The sequence below is a fragment of the Clostridium sp. UBA4548 genome, from assembly GCF_002387895.1.
Lineage (GTDB): Bacteria > Bacillota > Clostridia > Clostridiales > Clostridiaceae > Clostridium_J.
In genome coordinates, this window is sequence record NZ_DGLI01000025.1 from 1 (window position 1) to 17,036 (window position 17,036).

Here is a 17,036-nt window from a genome sequence, read left to right on the forward strand (position 1 = left end):
TATTAAGCTTTTAAACTCAACTTTTAAAGTTGAGAAGGAAAAATAATAACAAACAATGTAAAAAAAGTTGCGTGCATGAACCATGTACACAACTTTTAATTATAACCAATTGTTGAATTTATGTCTTTACAGACAATACAAGATTAATAGAGCAAAAATGTGCCAACATATCTTTATGTTGGCACATTCTTTTATACTCTTTTTCTTCCAAATATCAAGTCAATTAGGAAAATTACAACTGCAGCTATTAATAAAATATGAATAGCTGTACCAAAGAAATTAAAGAAAAATCCAATTAACCAAAATGCGAAAACTATTCCACCTAGCCATCTTAGAAATCCCATAAAAATACCTCCTTATCTCAACCCTTCAGATTTTGCATGGATAAAAATTAATATAAATTTAAGGGTATTTATAGTATTTACAGTTAAGTATTTTTTATTCTATTTCAGTAAGTTGATTCCAATAGCGGCTAGGCATCATACGTTTTTGAAGCTTAGTGTTTGTTCGTTCTTTAATGGTAGTGGAGTCAAAATAAGTTCTCCAAAGATCAGCATATAGGTTGTCTTTGTTGTGGTTTAACAAATTCTTACCATCACTATTTGTGAAGTCTCCAATTATCCATTTGCCATTAGTGCTAAATATAGCAATTTGTCTTTTAATATCGTGTATAATAAAATGTTGATTTTTAAATCTACTTGAAAAGTGTGAACCAATAAGTGGAAGAATATTATGATCAGGTTCAATAGAGCTATAATAAAAATTTTCTTGAAGATTTTTAAAACGTATAAACCCCAAGAATCGGTGACTTTCTAATGAAACCTTTCTACTTATTTTTAAAACTTCTATAACAATGTCATTGTGTAAGTGGGAATCCAATTCTTTCTTTAGTTTAAATCCCAGGACAATAAACTTATAAAGCAGGGTATAGATATCTTCATAAGAACTTAAAGTACAGTTATATATGTGAATAAGAGAAGCTTTAGAAAAATCTTTTTTTATAGCAGTATTAACTTTATTACTTTTCAACTCATCTGTATCTATGTTGATAAATTCGTCAATTAAATTTAAGGAACTATCATAATTATCTCTAGAAATTATTTTAGTTGGTTTGTGACTATAATAGCTATCATATATAGCTGTAAGAAATCCTTCAAAGGAACCATCAAAAACATAAATTATCATACCATCACCTACAAATTATATTTCTCCTATAAGAGCACTTAATTTATCCTTTGTTGATACCACTGCAGGAAGGGCAGTAAATAAAGAAAGTTGTTCATAATCATTCTGAAGAGGAGAAGGGGAAATAATTGCTTTATGAATGAGTTTACTTTCAATTTTTTCTTTTTCAAAGTTAACATCTCCATAATATTTCCCTCTACAGGTTATAAAGTATTGTGCTCTTTTCATAACTACGCCTAATTTTTTAATATCATTAAAGTTTAAAAACTGAACTTTCCTTGTAATAACAATTCTTTTAGCTGAACGAACTCCAATACCAGGAACTCTTAAGAGTTTCTCATAGGAAGCTGTATTAATCTCTACTGGAAAATCATTTAAATTATTTAAGGCATAACTAGTTTTAGGGTCTAAATCTTCATGAAAGTTGGGTGAGTGTTCATTAAGTAATTCATCAGCACTAAAGCCATAATACCGTAAAAGCCAATCAGCTTGATATAACCTATTCTCTCTTACAAGTGGTGGATGCTTGATGGTAGGTAAATTTTTATTAGTATTAATAGGTACATAGGCTGAATAGTACACTCTTTTAAGAGAAAATTTATTATATAACCCCTCAGAAAGCTTTAAAATATTGTAATCAGTATCAGCAGTAGCACCCACAATAAGTTGAGTGCTTTGTCCGCCAGGTACAAAAAGGGGGGCTTTCTTAAAGACTTTATGATTATCTAGGGAGGTAGATATCTCTTTATTTATAAGAGACATTGGTTTTATAATACTCTCCTTAGATTTTTGTGGTGCAAGAAGCTTTAAACCTTGAGATGATGGAAGTTCAATATTTACACTCATCCTATCAGCATATAGGCCAGCCTCCTTAATTAAATAGTCATCTGCACCAGGAATTGCTTTTACATGTATGTATCCATTAAATTTATGATTAAGTCTAAGGGACTTTAAGATTTTCACTAATAGTTCCATGGTATAATTAGGATTTTTAAAAACTGCTGAACTTAAAAATAAACCTTCAATATAGTTTCGCTTATAAAAATTCATTGTTAAGTCTACCACTTCTTCTGGTGAAAAAGCAGCTCTTTCAACATCATTATTAAGCCTGTTTATACAGTAAGCACAGTCATAGATACAATAATTAGTTAAAAGAATTTTAAGAAGAGATATACATCTGCCATCAGGAGTGAAACTATGGCAAATACCACTAGAATGAGAATTGCCTATTCCATTGTTAGTGTTTTTTCTCTTACTTCCGCTTGAAGAGCAGGAAACATCATATTTGGCAGCATCAGATAAAATTCTTAGCTTTTCAATTAATTCCATAATATTAACCTCGTAAATTAATTTAATAAGTATATTATAGCACAAATGTTCGTATAACACTACAAAATGTAAGTTTTTTAGTGCTATTTAATCTTTAGAGCAAATTACTTATAGTCATCAAAAAACTACAGCTTATCTTACAAGCTATTAATTAATCCTTAGGATGATTTAAATATATGACTTTAAATAAATAAGATAAAAAACTGAAAATCACTTACAGATTATCTATAAGTTAATTTTAAATACATACCTAGTAGTTTCTATTCAGTTTTAAAGTTTTTTCTAAAAATCCTCTTTGAAGGTAGTTGAAGAAAATACATTATCATTGAAGCAAGGGATATGAGAACCATAATTAAAAGCCAAGCAGCTTTAATTTCTGTTAAAGCTATAAATTTACCCATAATTGCAGGACCTACAGCTCTACCTGCTCCAGTAATTAAGGGAAGCACAGCATTAAACCTGCCTCTATGACTAATAGGAGTTTGACTTATAATAAAGATAGACTGATTAGTATAAACTAAGATTTCCCCAATACTCCATATTACTGAAGAAACTATGAATAATATTGGTGTAGCTACAAAATAAAGCATGCCAAAGCCGATAAAATACATCACTCCCCCTAAAGTTATGTTCACAAGAGGAGGAAATCTTTTAGTGATGGTAGTAACAAAGGTAGTTAAAGTAACTACTACAATAGAGTTAACTGTAATTACATATCCGAAAACCTTAGAACCAGCATTCCCAAAGAGTTCAGAGGTTTGAAGTGGAATAACAAATAAGCACTGAGCATGGGTAAAAGAAAAAATTATACAGGTTAAGGAAAAAGCAATGAGGATTGGTCTAGATAGAAATGCCTTAATAAATCCAGAGTCCGTTGCTTTTTCATTTTCATCTAAGTCTAAATCTAAGCTAGAACTATGCAGTTCTCCTTTCTTATAAGTCTCGTCAATGAAGACCTGAACTAAGGTCACAGATATTATTATTGCTATGATGTTTCCAATAAAAATGTATCTTATATATTCATTAAATAAATATCCTGCTAATACTGCTCCAATGGCAGTACCTACATTAGATCCAATGTATAGAAGAGAGAAAACCTCATTTCTATTTTTCTTTGAAGTGAAATCAGAAATAAGAGCTATATAACCAGGTTCTGTAACTGCACCAAAAAATATAAATCCAAAAATAAAGTAAGCAGAATATATGGAGTAAGGATTTATAACACAAGGTATAAAACATAGGGCAGCAGCTAGCTGACTTAAAATAACTAAGTATTTCCTACCGTGGTGATCTGCAATTCTACCACCAATTAGAGAACCAGGAATATAAAATCCTGCACCAATCATAATTAGAAAACCAACCTTATCAGGAGGAAAGTTTAAACCTTTAGTAAGATATAAGGTCAAAAAGGGGATAACAAAATTTCCTAGCTTAGTAATCATATTAGTAATAAACAGCATATAAACCCCTCTAGGAAGATTAGAATATTGAAGAAGAAACTCTTTATATTTTTTCATAGTAAATACCTCTAATTTCATAACAATTTGAACCTTTAAGAAAATTATTTCGCTTTATACCTCTGTGAAATTTCAAAATTAATCATATATTTAATTAAAAAAGTGTAAAATAAAATAAAAGATTATAAATAGGTTTAATAATCACTATATTATATTGTATAATATTTTTAGAATAATATACAAATCTGGAGGAAACCATGAAAAATAAGGTATATATAGCAAATCCAATTCCTAAATATGTTGAAGAATATATAGGTAAATATTGTGAATACCAAATATGGAATGGAGATTCGAAAATCACAAGAGATAAACTATTAGAAAATGTTAAGGATGTTGATGGATTAATAGTATTTGGTCATAAAATTGATGAAGAACTATTAAGTGCAGCACCTAAGCTAAAGGTTGTGAGCAATTTATCAGTTGGCTATGATAATTTTAATATTGAAGAAATGAAAAAAAGGGGAGTTGTAGGAACTAACACTCCTTATGTGTTAGATGATACAGTGGCAGACTTAATTTTTGCACTTATCTTAGCTACATCAAGAAGAGTAGTTGAATTAGACAAATATGTAAGACAAGGTAACTGGGAGAAGGACATTGAAAAAACTCATTTTGGATTAGATGTCCATGGAGCTACCCTTGGGATCATAGGCATGGGAAATATAGGTGAAGCAGTGGCTACAAGGGGTAAATTTGGGTTTGGCATGGATATTCTTTACCATAACAGAACTAGAAAACCTCAAGCAGAAAAAGAACTTGGAGCAAAATATTGTTCCTTAGAGGAAGTTTTAAGAAAGTCAGATTTTATCGTGCTGATGACTCCTTTAACCGAAGATACCAAAGAACTTATTGGTTATAAGGAATTTGATATGATGAAGGAAACTGCCATTTTTATAAATGGATCTAGAGGCCAAACTGTTAATGAAGAAGCTTTAATTAATGCTTTAAGTAACAAAAAAATCTTTGGCGCTGGTCTTGATGTGTTTTACAAGGAGCCTGTAGATGTAAATAATCCACTATTAAAGATGGATAATGTGGTGGTATTACCTCATATTGGATCTGCCACTGGTAAAACCCGTGATGAGATGGCAATGTTAGCAGCAGAAAACATGGTTAAAGCACTTAAGGGTGAAATGCCGCCAACTATGGTTAAGGAATTTAAAAAATAGTAGATACTATTGGGAATTAAAAAAATATAAGTAAAACAAGAATATAAAGAGGCTAAAACGCTTAATTCTATGTAATAAGTGTTTTAGCCTTTTAAAATCAAATTTTTAAGATTAAATAAGGTGATAAAATAATGAAAAAACCTTAGCCTATTTCTATCCCCGCCATCTTCATTAGATAAATTGCATTTCGAGTATCACTTACCCCTTGTCGTAACTTATAATCAAAGAAGATTTTATTATCTTTATAGTATTCCTTAAAGTGATAATTTTTCACTTTAGGATTATCCTTATAAAGATCCCCTAACTCTAGGTCATGGGTGGACACCATACCCAAGGTGCTTTTTTTGCTCAGTTGATTGATTAGTATCTTTGCACCAGTATGTCTATCAATAGAGTTAGTTCCTTTAAAAATTTCATCTAATAAAAAGAATACCTTTTCTCCCTTGTTAGTGAAATCAATAAGAGTCTTTATTCTTAATATTTCAGCATAGAAGGAAGAGATACTTTCTTCTAAATTATCGCTGGTTCTCATGCAAGTTAAAATAGTTAGCTTGCTACAGGTAAAATTATTAGCTCTAACTTTAGCTCCTACATAAGCTAAAACTAAGTTGATTCCAAGAGTTCTTAGCATTGTACTTTTTCCAGCCATGTTGGAGCCTGTAATAAGAGCTATGCTATGATTATGATCTATGGTAATAGTATTCGACACTGAACCTTTCCCAAGAAGTGGATGACCTAGGTTTTCAGCTTTAATTATTAGTTCTCTTTCTTCAAAGGTAGGAACACACCAGTTAGGATTATCTCTGTTTATATTGCTTAAGCTTATAAGGGCTTCAAATTCCCCTATGATTTCTATCATAGCTTTAAGGTTTTTCCCGTATAGTTTTTTAAATTTTTCTAGCTCATAACAAATCCTGTAATCCCATAGGAATAGGATATTTAAGGGAAAGTAAAACATATTATTTCTATCAGAGATTTTACCTACAATACTATTTAATTGATTAATTATATAAGTGGTAGATTTATCACTATTAACCTTAAGTTTTTTTTGAAGATGATTTAAATAATGACTTTTAAACTTAGTTTTTTCTATATAGGATATCATATTAGAATAACCTTCTATATCCTCTTTGTACTTAAACACTTTGTGTAAGGAAGTGTTTATATTTTTAATGTTAATAAGCAAAAGAAGTATACTTATGGCAATGGATAACTTAGCTAGAGTAAAGGTGAATCCACTTAAGAGAAAAGGAAGTAATAGAGAGGAAATAATTAAGGTTGTTATAAAAGTGCTGAAAGGTTTAATATAGGGGTTGAGAAATCTTTCGTCAATTTCTAAGCTCCACCTAATCAAATCATCAGGACTGGCAAATTCTTTATCCTTAATCATTCCTTCAGACAAAAGACCTTGGCAAAAATGAAGTGCTTTGCTTAGTTCTTCAATAGCCTCTTGTCTACTTTTAGTCTCAGCTATGGTGAAGCTTATCTTGCCACAAAGCTCATCACTAAATCTTTTTTTTCCAAGTGGTGTTATAGCTGAAGATATTCTTTGAAATAATGAGTTTTTGCCTAGTATATCCAAATCCTCGCTGTACATTGGAGCTTCCTCTCTTAAGTCGCTCCCATCATAAAAGTCTTTGAAATTACCAGTAACTCTTTTAATAGCAGTTTCATTAAGACTTATAAGGTTATTAACTTTTAATAAGAACTTTTTAATTAAACTGTGTTTTTTTGAAATATAGAAAAACCCTAGGATAAAAACTGCTATAGAAAAAAGAGTTAAATTGTAGTTTGATATCTTATATGAAAATATAAAAACTATAATGCACAGTAAAAAGTATAGAAGCCTTATGCCACTGTAAAAGTTACTTAATTGTGTTTTAGTCTTTTTGATTTTAATAAATTTATTAAGCCTATTTTCATAGATCCTATTACTAGATTTTAAAACTGAACTCATAAATTCCCTCCAATTTCATTTTTAATTATTAGTCACATTTAAAGGTAACTACATGGTAGTTGTTAATTTTATGATAAAGAAAGTGGAACAATAAACCTTAATTTATAAACTTATCCTTAAAATCAGATTTATAGTAGTGAAGTCTAATGAACATAAATTTAACTTTCTATCCTTTCATTGCTTTATATTAAAAACCTTAACTTTAAACTGCACTATTAATGATATATATTAGGCATTTTCACAAAATAAATAAGACAGTATCCTCATCTATTTTGTGTTATACTTCACATCTTTCACTTGTTATTTATTTTCAGATTCCTTACTTCATATTATTATACAACACATTAATAAGAAAATGTAAGTAAATGTATATTTAACTGCAAAAATTGTATATACTTCAAAATGTAGAGAGAAATTTGACACAGTACTTATTAGGATATAAAATAAATAAGTTAGAAGTTATTGATATTTATAATAGTATTTTTGGATAGTTTAATTGTTGGAGGAATAAGCATGGCAAATACCGTTGAATATAAAGAATTGAAAGGTAATTATGTACTTGTAGATGTAAGAAGTCCAGGAGAGTATAAGGATTCTACAATTAATGGTGCAATTAATATACCCTTATTTGATGATGAGGAAAGAGCTAGCATCGGAACAATATATACAAGAGAAAGTACTGAAAAGGCAAAAAAAATTGGGGTAGACATTGTTGCTAAAAAGTTGCCAGAAATATACGATAGGGTAAATCAATTAGAAAAACAATATAATAAGGTAGTATTATTTTGTGCTCGTGGTGGAATGAGAAGTGGATCCATTGCAGAACTCTTAGGAGCTCTTGGTTCAAGGGTTGAGAGAATTAAAGATGGATATAAGGGCTACAGAGCTTTTATTACTGAAGAGCTACCAGAACTAAATCATAAGGTAGAATATGTAGTACTTCATGGCAATACTGGGGTTGGAAAAACTGAAATTTTGAAAAAACTGAGAGACCATGGATATAATGTCCTTGATTTAGAGGGATGTGCAAACCATAGGGGTTCTTTATTAGGATCTGTGGGACTTGGAGAAACTACTTCTCAAAAACAATTTGAATCTAATGTTTATGAGGAGTTAAATGGAGTTAAAGGAAAGTATGTATTTGTAGAAGCTGAAAGTAGAAGGATAGGTAGGGTAGTTATACCAGAATATATCCATAATAAAATGAAAGAAGGCATCCATGTATTTGTAGATGCTGACATTGAATTTAGAAAAGACATTATTGTAAAAGAATATACCAAGATGGAAAATTGCAAAGAGGAAATTTGTGAAGCTCTTTTAAAGTTAAAAAAACATATTAGTGAAAAGAATATAGAAGAGTACTGTGAGAAAGTAAGGCAAGAAGAGTATGATGAAGTAGTTAAAGAGTTAATGGTAAAATATTATGATCCTCTTTATATGCATAGCTCTGATAAGTATGACTATGATTTTAAACTAATGGTTAGTAATATTGAAGAAGCTGCAAAAGCTTTAGAAAGTTTTATAGATAAGCATTCTGAACAGGATAAAGAAGCCTGTGTTGCCTGTACAGAATAACTAAAAAATAAAAAACAGAACGCTTGTTTCTGTTTTTTATTTTTTTCTCTTTACTATCTTCAAATTAAATTATAAAATAAGGTTTGTAACTCTATTTTTAGGAGGAATATTATGCAAGGTAATGAAAATAAAAACTCAAGCTATGAAGTGACAGATTTAACTTCTCTTGAAAAGCTAGAACCAGTAAGAGTTAGACCAGGAATGTACATAGGTTCTACAGGAAGCAAAGGTCTTCACCATTGCATTTGGGAAATTTTAGATAATGCCATTGATGAACTTACAAATGGCTATGGAGATAAAGCAGAAATAATTTTAAATAAAGATAAAACTGTAACAGTTATAGACAATGGAAGAGGAATACCAACAGGAATTCACCCTATTAAGAAAAAATCTGGGGTAGAGATGGTTTACACAGAACTTCACACTGGTGGTAAATTTAATAACTCTAATTATAAAACCTCAGGAGGACTTCATGGTGTTGGAGCTGCCGTAGTTAATGCTCTATCTTCATGGCTTGAAGTAGAGGTTTATCAAAAGGGAAACATTTTTAAGCAAAGATTTGAGCATGCCTATGATAAGGAATTAAAAAGAAAAATGCCAGGAACTCCTGTGACACCACTTGAAGTTATTGGTAATACAAGGAAAACAGGGACAAAGGTAACTTTTCATCCTGATAGTGAAGTTTTTAGTAACGTAGATTTTAAATTTGAAATTATAGACCAAAGGCTTCAAGAGTTAGCTTTTCAAAACAAAGGAATTACCTTAGTTTTAAAGGACTTAAGAAAAAGTGAAGCAGTTGAAAAAAACTATTATTCAGAAAGAGGGCTTTTAGATTTTATAGACTATCTTAATGAAAGTAAGACCGTACTTCATAAGGAGCCAGTTTTATTTGGTGGAGAAAGAGAAGTTAATGGAATAAAAGTTGAAGGAGAAATTTGCGTTCAATTTACTGATTCTACCACTGAAAATATTGCAAGCTATGTAAATAATATACCAACTACAGAATCAGGGACTCATGAAACTGGGTTTAAAACAGGAATGACTAGAGCTTTTAAAGAGTGGAGTAAGAAACTAAATCTTATTAAAGAAAAAGATAAGGAGTTCGAGGGTGACGATTTAAGAGAGGGAATGACTGCTATAGTTAAAGTTAAAATCAGTAATCCTATGTTTGAAGGTCAAACTAAAACAAAGCTTGGTAATGTGGAAGCCTACTCTATGATGAATGAACTTTGTTATATTAAATTTGGTGAATGGATAGAAGATAATAAGGATATTGCTACAGTTCTTATAAATAATGCTCTTTCTGCTGCAGCTAGAAGAGATAAAATAAAAAAAATAAATGAAGCGGAAAGAAAAAAAATAGGAAATGGTACGGCACCACTAGCAGGGAAAATAGCAGTATGTACTCTAAAGAATCCTGAATTTACTGAGTTTATTGTGGTTGAGGGAGATTCTGCAGGAGGCTCTGCAAAACAAGCTAGGGATAGAAGATTTCAGACTATAATGCCTTCTAAAGGTAAGATAATGAATACAGAAAAGCAAAAACTTGAAAATGTACTAGCTAGTGAAGAACTTAAAATATTTAATGCTGCTATTGGAACGGGTGTACTTGATAATTACAAAGAAGAAGAACTTAAATACGGAAAGATAATAATAATGAGTGATGCAGATGTAGATGGCTACCATATTAGGACTCTATGGATGACTTATATTTATAGATATATGAGATCTTTAATTCAAAATGGTCACTTATATATGGCACTTCCTCCACTTTATAAAGTGTACAAAACTACTAAAAATGGAGAGATAGCTAGGTATGCTTACAGTGATGAAGAATTAGAAGCAGTAAAAAAGGAAATTGGTAAAGGGGCTCTCATTCAAAGATATAAAGGACTTGGAGAGATGAACCCAGAACAACTTTGGCAAACCACTTTAAATCCAGAAACAAGAACTCTCCAAAGGGTAACAATTGAGGATGCTGCAAAGGCAGAGAAAATGATATCTCTGCTTATGGGAGATGTGGTAGAACCAAGAAAAAATTATATGTACAAATATGCTGAGTTTTAGGAGGGAAAAAAATGGCTAAAAAAAAGGACAATATACCTGTTGATAATAATATAATTAATGTTTCTATTGATGAAGCTATGCCGGATAACTACCTTCCTTATGCTGTGGAAGTATCAAAGGATAGAGCTCTTCCAGATGTGAGAGATGGAATGAAGCCAGTTCATAGAAGAATTCTTTATGGAGCCTATATGCTTAAGGCCTTTCCAGATAAACCATATTATAAGTCAGCCAGAATTGTTGGGGATATTCTTGGTAAGTACCATCCTCATGGAGACACTTCTGTTTATGATGCCATGGTAATTTTAGCTCAAGATTTTAGTACAAGAAAGCCCCTTATTGATGGACATGGTAACTGGGGAAGTATAGATGGGGATAGCGCAGCAGCTATGCGTTATACCGAGGCGAGATTGTCTAATATTGCATTAGAAATGCTAAGGGATATTGATAAGGATGTAGTGGATATGGTAAATAACTACTCTGACTCAGAAAAAGAACCCTCAGTACTGCCCTCTAGATACCCTAATCTTCTTGTAAATGGAGCCTTTGGTATTGCAGTAGGACTAGCTACTAACATTCCTCCCCATAACTTAGGAGAAGTTATTGATGCTTCACTTGCATTAGCAGATAATCCAGAAATAACTACAAAGGAGTTAATGAATTATATAAAGGGACCAGACCTTCCAACTGGTGGAATACTAATTGGAAAAAACTCGATGATTTCTGCTTACGAAACTGGGGAAGGAAAAGTAACCTTAAGAGCTAAAACAAACATTGAAACTTTAGAAAATGGAAGACTTGGTATAGTTATAACTGAGTTTCCTTATAGAAAAAACAAAGCAAAACTTCTTCAAGCAATTTCTGATATGACTGGAGATAAAAAACACGCAAAGGCTTTAGAAACCATAGCAGATATCAGAGATGAATCCGATCGAAATGGAATAAGAGCAGTTATTGAATTTAAGAAAAGTGCAAATGAAGATGGTGTAAATAAGGTTTTAAAATACTTATATAAAAGAACTGAGCTTCAATGTAATATATCTTTTAATATGGTGGCTTTAGCTAATGGAAAGCCCAGAACAATGGGGCTTAAAGCCTTACTTCATTATTATGTAGAACATCAAAAAGAAATAGTTACTAGAAGAACAAAAAAAGAACTGGAAACTGCTGAAAAAAGGTTCCATATTGTTCAAGGTTTTATTAAAGCTATTGACATTTTGGATGAAATTTTAGCTACTATAAGAGGATCTAAGTCTAAAAAAGATGCAAATACTAATTTAATAAACGAATTTGGATTTAGTGAACTTCAAGCTGAAGCCATTCTTGAAATGATGCTATATAGATTAACAGGGCTGGAGATAAATGTATTTCAAAAGGAGTATAAAGAGCTTGAAACAACTATTAAAAAGTTAAATAAAATTTTAGAAAGCGAAAAAGAACTTCTAAAGGTTATTAAAAAGGAAATGCTCCAAATTAAAGAAAGCTATGATGATCCAAGAAGAACTGCTATTGTAGAGGATGATAGTGAAGCTAAAATTGAATTAGAGGAGCTTATTATAGAAGAAGATGTAGTAATAACCTTATCAAATGAAGGGTATATCAAAAGAACTCCTTTAAAGTCCTTTAATCGAACTTCACAAAATGTTGAAGATATTGATCATAGGGAAGGAGATTTCAATAAGTTTTTAATCGAAGGAAACACCAAGGATACTATAATTTTCTTTACTAGCAAAGGGAATATGTATCAAGCAAAGGGTGTGAATATTCCGGAGTTTAAATGGAAAGAAAGAGGGGAAAGGATAGATACAATATTCAAAGGTTTAGATTTAGCTGAAGAAAATATTATTTCAGCCTACTCTATAGAATCCTTTGAGTTAAGTAGAGATATATTATTTTTCACTTCTAAGGGATTAATTAAGAAAACAGAATTAAGTAGGTTTAACACTAACTATAGTAAGCTTTTAGGAATTAAGCTAAAGGAAGATGAAACTCTGGTAAAGGCAGATTTAGTCACAAGTGATAGAGAAGGTAAGTTTATTAATGTTAATACTCGAAAGGGGTTAAACTTCACTACTGAGGAACCAGAACTTCAGTCTTTAGACAGAACTGTAATTGGAAAGCAATTATTTAAGCTAGTAAGCCAGGATGAAGTTATTAGTATTGAGTATGTAGAGGAGTTTAATTATAGAGAGTTTTACGTTACTTTAAATGGAAAAGGTATTTTAAGGTGCAGCAATAGAAAAAGCAATGAAAAGCTCATAACTATAGCAACTTCCACAAGTGATTTATTATTCTTTACTACAAAAGGAAATGTGCATAAAATTAAAGCTAATTTGATTCAAAATATTGATAAAAAAGGTGTAGATATTCATGAAATTTTAGAGAATTTCCATAAAGAAGATCCTATAGTTAGTATGATTTCAGTTATAAACTATAGAGAAACAGAAGGATTTTATTTTGTTACTTCTAAGGGAATGGTGAAAAAGACAAGTAGTACCGAGTTTAGCAGCGATTTTGATTACGGAGTAGCTTGCAAGTTAAAGGGTAGTGAGGATAAGGTAATTTCTGTTTATTTAGAAGAAAATCGTAGTGATTTAGTAGTAGTAACAAAGAAAGCAATGTGTATAAGATTTGCAAGTACCACAGTAAATCCAATGGGAAGAAATGCAGCTGGAGTAACTGCCATCAGCTTAAAAGATGATGACGAAGTTTTATTTGGAGCACTGATAGCCAGTGAAATACCAGTAAATTCGAACTCTTTAAAGGATTTATGCATAGATAAATATGAAGGTACTTTAAGATTAAATACTATAAAGGGTGAAGAGAAAACTTTGGAAATAAGTCATATACCTGTTCAAAACAGAGCAGGAAGAGGAAAGAATGTTATGTTATTCTCAAATGATGACTGTGTTGAACAAGTTGAAATCATATAGAAAGTAGAGTTTGAGTATGAAAAGGGTTATATTAGAAAATGGAATAAAAGTCTTATATGAAAGTATTCCTGGGAATATTACATCCTTTACCATAGGATTAGAGGCGGGGGCTAATGTAGAGCAAGAGGGTGAACTAGGTCTTGCCCATACGGTAGAGCATCTAGTTTTTAAGGGAACAAAAACCAGATCAGAAAAAGAAATAAATAATATATGCGATGAGGTTTTTGGCTTTCACAATGCAATGACAAACTATCCCTACGTTGTATATTATGGAACTTGCTTAAATGAGGATTTTAATACTGCCTTTGAGATTTATAGTGATATCATTACAAATCCAGCCTTTAGAGAAGAAGGGTTTAAAGAGGAAATTCAGGTTATTATTGAGGAACTTAAGGAGTGGAGTGAGGATTTATCTCAGCATTGTGAAGATTTATTATTCTTTAATGCTTTTAAAGAGAGAAGAATTAAAGAACTAATAATTGGGAAAGAATCTATGCTTAGAAGTTTTACTTTAGAAGATGTTAGAGGGTTTTATAACAAATATTACACTCCAAATAACACCGTAATTTCTGTAGTAACTTCTTTGGATTGTGAAGAAGTAATTAAACAGATTGAGGAAAGATTTGCTTCTTGGAGAAAAATAGAAATGCAATTTAATGAAGAAGCTAAGAATGTGGAAGTTTATGATAGAACTTATCAGCCTCAAAGTAGTGAGGCTATAGAAAAGTCTAAAGAAAAAGAGCTTAAACCACTTTATGAAAATCCAAATGAAGGAATATATTTTAAAAAGAGCTCAAATCTTAGTGGAGCTAAAATTCAGTATATTTTTCCTATACACTATTTAACCGAAGAGGAAGTAACCCTTTTAAGGATTTTTAATGAAGTTTTTGGAGAAGGTACTAGCTGCCTTTTATATGATGAAATAAGAACAAACAGAGGCCTTGTATATGATATAGGTGGAAAGATAAAAAATGAAAAGGGCATTAAGCTCTATACAATAACTTTAGGAACTTCTAAGGAAAATGTAGAAATTGCCATAAGCTTAATTAATGAAAAGCTTTCTGAGATTAAAGAAGCTAAAGAATTATTTACTGAAGAGAGAGTTAAAAAGTTAGCTAAGTCACAAAAATTAAAGAGAACTTTAAATCTAGAGAAATCTATAGTGTTATCAATGAATTTAGCAGTTTATGAAATTATGTATAATAACTGTGAGAAATTATTACGAGAATTTGAATTTGAAATTCTACCAAAAGGGGAAGAAATTTTGAGGGTAGCAAAAAAAGCCTTGGTTAGTCCAGCAGTTCAAATTGTTATATCAGAGTAGAATGTTTTAATAAATCTATTGACAAAGAATGTTAAACATTATAAAATATTTTAAACAATTAAAAACCATGATGAGAAGAGTAAATAGCCAAATTTTTCTACAGAGAGCTTCTGTTGCTGAGAGGAAGTGAAAAGTTATCTATTGAAAAAAGCCTCGGAGTTGTGCATTGAACCTTAACTTAGTTAAGTGGATGATGTAACGGGAGCTCCCGTTATAGAGCTAGAGTATAATCTTTTTATCAAAGCCGTACTTGAAAAGGTTAATATGGTGACATGTTAACGAACTGGGGTGGTACCACGAAGTAAGTAGCTCTCGTCCCCAAGACTTAAGTCTTGGGGGTGGGAGTTTTTTTATTTTCAATTTTACAAACTAAAAGGTTTTAAGGAGAATTTTAGCAATTTGAAAGGTGGTATCATAGATGTACAATAGCTATGAAGAGTTAAATAATTTAAGAAATATAATGGAAGATAGTAATGAGTTTATGGTTGAAAGAATCAAAAAAGTAAATGGAATGGTGGAAAAAGGTATAAATCCTTATCCATATTCTTTTAATGCCACAACTCATAGCAGCTTTATACTAGATAATTTTGAAAATCTAGGTAGTGATGAGGAGTTTGTATTAGCAGGAAGAATAATGCTTTTAAGAAGAATGGGAAAGGTAACCTTTCTAAACCTACAAGACCAAAGTGGACAAATACAAGTATATTTTCATGAAGGTTCTCTAGGTATTGAAATTTATGAAATATTAAAGCTTGTAGATGTAGGTGATATTATTGGGGTTTCAGGTACCGTTTTTAGAACAAAAACGGATGAAATTACTATTAAGGCAAAGACTATTACTGTTTTATCAAAATCTATTAGACCCTTGCCTGAAAAGTATCATGGAATACAAGATATGGATTTAAGGCAGAGACATCGTTCACTAGATATGATTATGAATGATGAGGTTAGAGAAAGGTTTATTAAAAGATCTAAAGCTATGTTTGCTCTTAGAGAGTATATGGATAGCCTAGGTTTCATGGAAATGGAAACACCAATTTTAGATACAAAATATGGTGGAGGAGAGGCTAAGCCTTTCATCACTAATGTAAATGCACTAGGCTGTGAAGTTTTCATGAATGTTTCACCAGAGCTTTATTTAAAGAGACTTATGGTAGGAGGTATTGAAAGAGTTTATACCCTTGGTAGATCTTTCAGAAATGAAGGTATAGATAGAACCCATTACCCAGAATTTTCACTTTTTGAGTGCTATATGGCCTACGCTGATTACAGAGATATGATGAGGCTTATGGAAAATATCTATGAACACACTTTCACAAAAGTAAATGGAACCACTAAGGCATCCTATGATGGAGTAGAAATCGATTTTAAAGCCCCTTGGAAAAAAGAAAGAATGTGTGATCTAGTTAAAAAAGAGATTAATTTTGATGTTGAAAACAGCTCTAAGGAAGAGATAATTCAATGTATTAATTCAAATGGCCTGCTTAATGAAGCTATAATAGAAGGATTTGTGGTAGAAGAAGCTTCAAAAGGAGAATTGATTATGATATTATTTGAAAAGTATTGTGAAGAAAAATTAATAGAACCAACTTTTGTAATTGATTTTCCAATTGAATCTTCTCCTTTATGCAAAGTCCACAGAGAAAACCCAGAATTAATTGAAAGGTTTGAACCCTATGCCTTTGGAGTAGAGCTTGGTAATGCGTATTCAGAGTTAAATGATCCATTAAGACAAAGAATACTTCTTCATGAACAAGCTGAAAAACTTAGAGCAGGATTAGAGACAGCCAGTCCAATGGATGAAGAATTTGCAGTGGCAATTGATGTAGGTATGCCACCAGCAGGAGGCTTAGGTATTGGAATTGATAGAATGGTAATGTTTTTAACAGGTGCAAATTCTATAAAAGATGTTATTGCATTTCCACTTGTGAAGAGATAGTTAGCATTTTGTTTATGAGATAAGTATTATGATTAAATCACAGT

Annotated in this window: 11 protein-coding genes and 1 other annotated feature; of the genes, 6 read left to right on the forward strand and 5 right to left on the reverse strand. The window is 31.2% G+C overall.

Translation table 11 applies throughout. The features are described from left to right. Window positions 1-191: 191 nt before the first annotated feature. The 4 genes from B3040_RS09445 to B3040_RS09460 form a co-directional block, all read right to left on the reverse strand. Window positions 192-344 carry a lmo0937 family membrane protein gene (locus B3040_RS09445; RefSeq protein ID WP_017415582.1) on the reverse strand — a complete coding sequence of 51 codons (153 nt, stop codon included), beginning with the start codon at window positions 342-344 and terminating at the stop codon, window positions 192-194. Window positions 345-438: 94 nt separating this feature from the next. Continuing rightward, on the reverse strand, window positions 439-1,185 hold the full coding sequence (locus B3040_RS09450; protein ID WP_291572573.1) for a TIGR03915 family putative DNA repair protein: 747 nt from the start codon (window positions 1,183-1,185) through the stop codon (window positions 439-441). Window positions 1,186-1,200: 15 nt separating this feature from the next. Further along, the gene (locus B3040_RS09455; protein ID WP_291572575.1) at window positions 1,201-2,514 is read right to left on the reverse strand and encodes a putative DNA modification/repair radical SAM protein; all 1,314 of its coding nucleotides are present in this window, start codon (window positions 2,512-2,514) and stop codon (window positions 1,201-1,203) included. A gap of 260 nt (window positions 2,515-2,774) precedes the next feature. After that, complete coding sequence (locus B3040_RS09460; RefSeq protein ID WP_291572577.1) at window positions 2,775-4,031, reverse strand: MFS transporter; 1,257 nt, start codon at window positions 4,029-4,031, stop codon at window positions 2,775-2,777. Between the two features lie 197 nt (window positions 4,032-4,228). On the opposite strand from B3040_RS09460, the gene B3040_RS09465 reads away from it, so the two are divergent. Further along, window positions 4,229-5,200, forward strand: a complete 972-nt coding sequence (locus B3040_RS09465) for a 2-hydroxyacid dehydrogenase (RefSeq protein ID WP_291572579.1) — start codon at window positions 4,229-4,231, stop codon at window positions 5,198-5,200. Between the two features lie 142 nt (window positions 5,201-5,342). Here B3040_RS09465 and B3040_RS09470 read toward each other — a convergent pair whose 3' ends face one another. Further along, window positions 5,343-7,157 (reverse strand): MutS-related protein, encoded by a 1,815-nt coding sequence (locus tag B3040_RS09470; RefSeq protein ID WP_291572580.1) that lies wholly within the window; start codon window positions 7,155-7,157, stop codon window positions 5,343-5,345. A gap of 513 nt (window positions 7,158-7,670) precedes the next feature. Between B3040_RS09470 and mnmH the strand changes: the two genes are divergently transcribed. The 5 genes from mnmH to lysS all read left to right on the forward strand — a co-directional run bounded on the left by mnmH (window position 7,671) and on the right by lysS (window position 16,992). Then, window positions 7,671-8,732, forward strand: coding sequence for a tRNA 2-selenouridine(34) synthase MnmH (mnmH, locus tag B3040_RS09475; RefSeq protein WP_291572582.1), 1,062 nt, complete (start codon window positions 7,671-7,673; stop codon window positions 8,730-8,732). Between the two features lie 111 nt (window positions 8,733-8,843). Continuing rightward, window positions 8,844-10,799 carry a DNA gyrase/topoisomerase IV subunit B gene (locus tag B3040_RS09480; RefSeq protein ID WP_291572584.1) on the forward strand — a complete coding sequence of 652 codons (1,956 nt, stop codon included), beginning with the start codon at window positions 8,844-8,846 and terminating at the stop codon, window positions 10,797-10,799. Window positions 10,800-10,810: 11 nt separating this feature from the next. After that, on the forward strand, window positions 10,811-13,729 hold the full coding sequence (locus B3040_RS09485) for a DNA topoisomerase IV subunit A (protein WP_291572586.1): 2,919 nt from the start codon (window positions 10,811-10,813) through the stop codon (window positions 13,727-13,729). A gap of 16 nt (window positions 13,730-13,745) precedes the next feature. After that, window positions 13,746-15,053 carry a M16 family metallopeptidase gene (locus B3040_RS09490; RefSeq protein ID WP_291572588.1) on the forward strand — a complete coding sequence of 436 codons (1,308 nt, stop codon included), beginning with the start codon at window positions 13,746-13,748 and terminating at the stop codon, window positions 15,051-15,053. A gap of 58 nt (window positions 15,054-15,111) precedes the next feature. Continuing rightward, window positions 15,112-15,376, forward strand: a binding site (T-box leader). A gap of 95 nt (window positions 15,377-15,471) precedes the next feature. Continuing rightward, the gene (gene lysS, locus B3040_RS09495) at window positions 15,472-16,992 is read left to right on the forward strand and encodes a lysine--tRNA ligase (protein WP_291572590.1); all 1,521 of its coding nucleotides are present in this window, start codon (window positions 15,472-15,474) and stop codon (window positions 16,990-16,992) included. The last annotated feature ends 44 nt before the right edge of the window (window positions 16,993-17,036 follow it).

Coding starts and splice junctions, on each gene's coding strand:
- B3040_RS09445 (WP_017415582.1), bottom strand. CDS start 344: ATGGGATTTCTAAGATGGCTAGGTGGAATAGTTTTCGCATTTTGGTTA.
- B3040_RS09450 (WP_291572573.1), bottom strand. CDS start 1,185: ATGATAATTTATGTTTTTGATGGTTCCTTTGAAGGATTTCTTACAGCT.
- B3040_RS09455 (WP_291572575.1), bottom strand. CDS start 2,514: ATGGAATTAATTGAAAAGCTAAGAATTTTATCTGATGCTGCCAAATAT.
- B3040_RS09460 (WP_291572577.1), bottom strand. CDS start 4,031: ATGAAAAAATATAAAGAGTTTCTTCTTCAATATTCTAATCTTCCTAGA.
- B3040_RS09465 (WP_291572579.1), top strand. CDS start 4,229: ATGAAAAATAAGGTATATATAGCAAATCCAATTCCTAAATATGTTGAA.
- B3040_RS09470 (WP_291572580.1), bottom strand. CDS start 7,157: ATGAGTTCAGTTTTAAAATCTAGTAATAGGATCTATGAAAATAGGCTT.
- mnmH (WP_291572582.1), top strand. CDS start 7,671: ATGGCAAATACCGTTGAATATAAAGAATTGAAAGGTAATTATGTACTT.
- B3040_RS09480 (WP_291572584.1), top strand. CDS start 8,844: ATGCAAGGTAATGAAAATAAAAACTCAAGCTATGAAGTGACAGATTTA.
- B3040_RS09485 (WP_291572586.1), top strand. CDS start 10,811: ATGGCTAAAAAAAAGGACAATATACCTGTTGATAATAATATAATTAAT.
- B3040_RS09490 (WP_291572588.1), top strand. CDS start 13,746: ATGAAAAGGGTTATATTAGAAAATGGAATAAAAGTCTTATATGAAAGT.
- lysS (WP_291572590.1), top strand. CDS start 15,472: ATGTACAATAGCTATGAAGAGTTAAATAATTTAAGAAATATAATGGAA.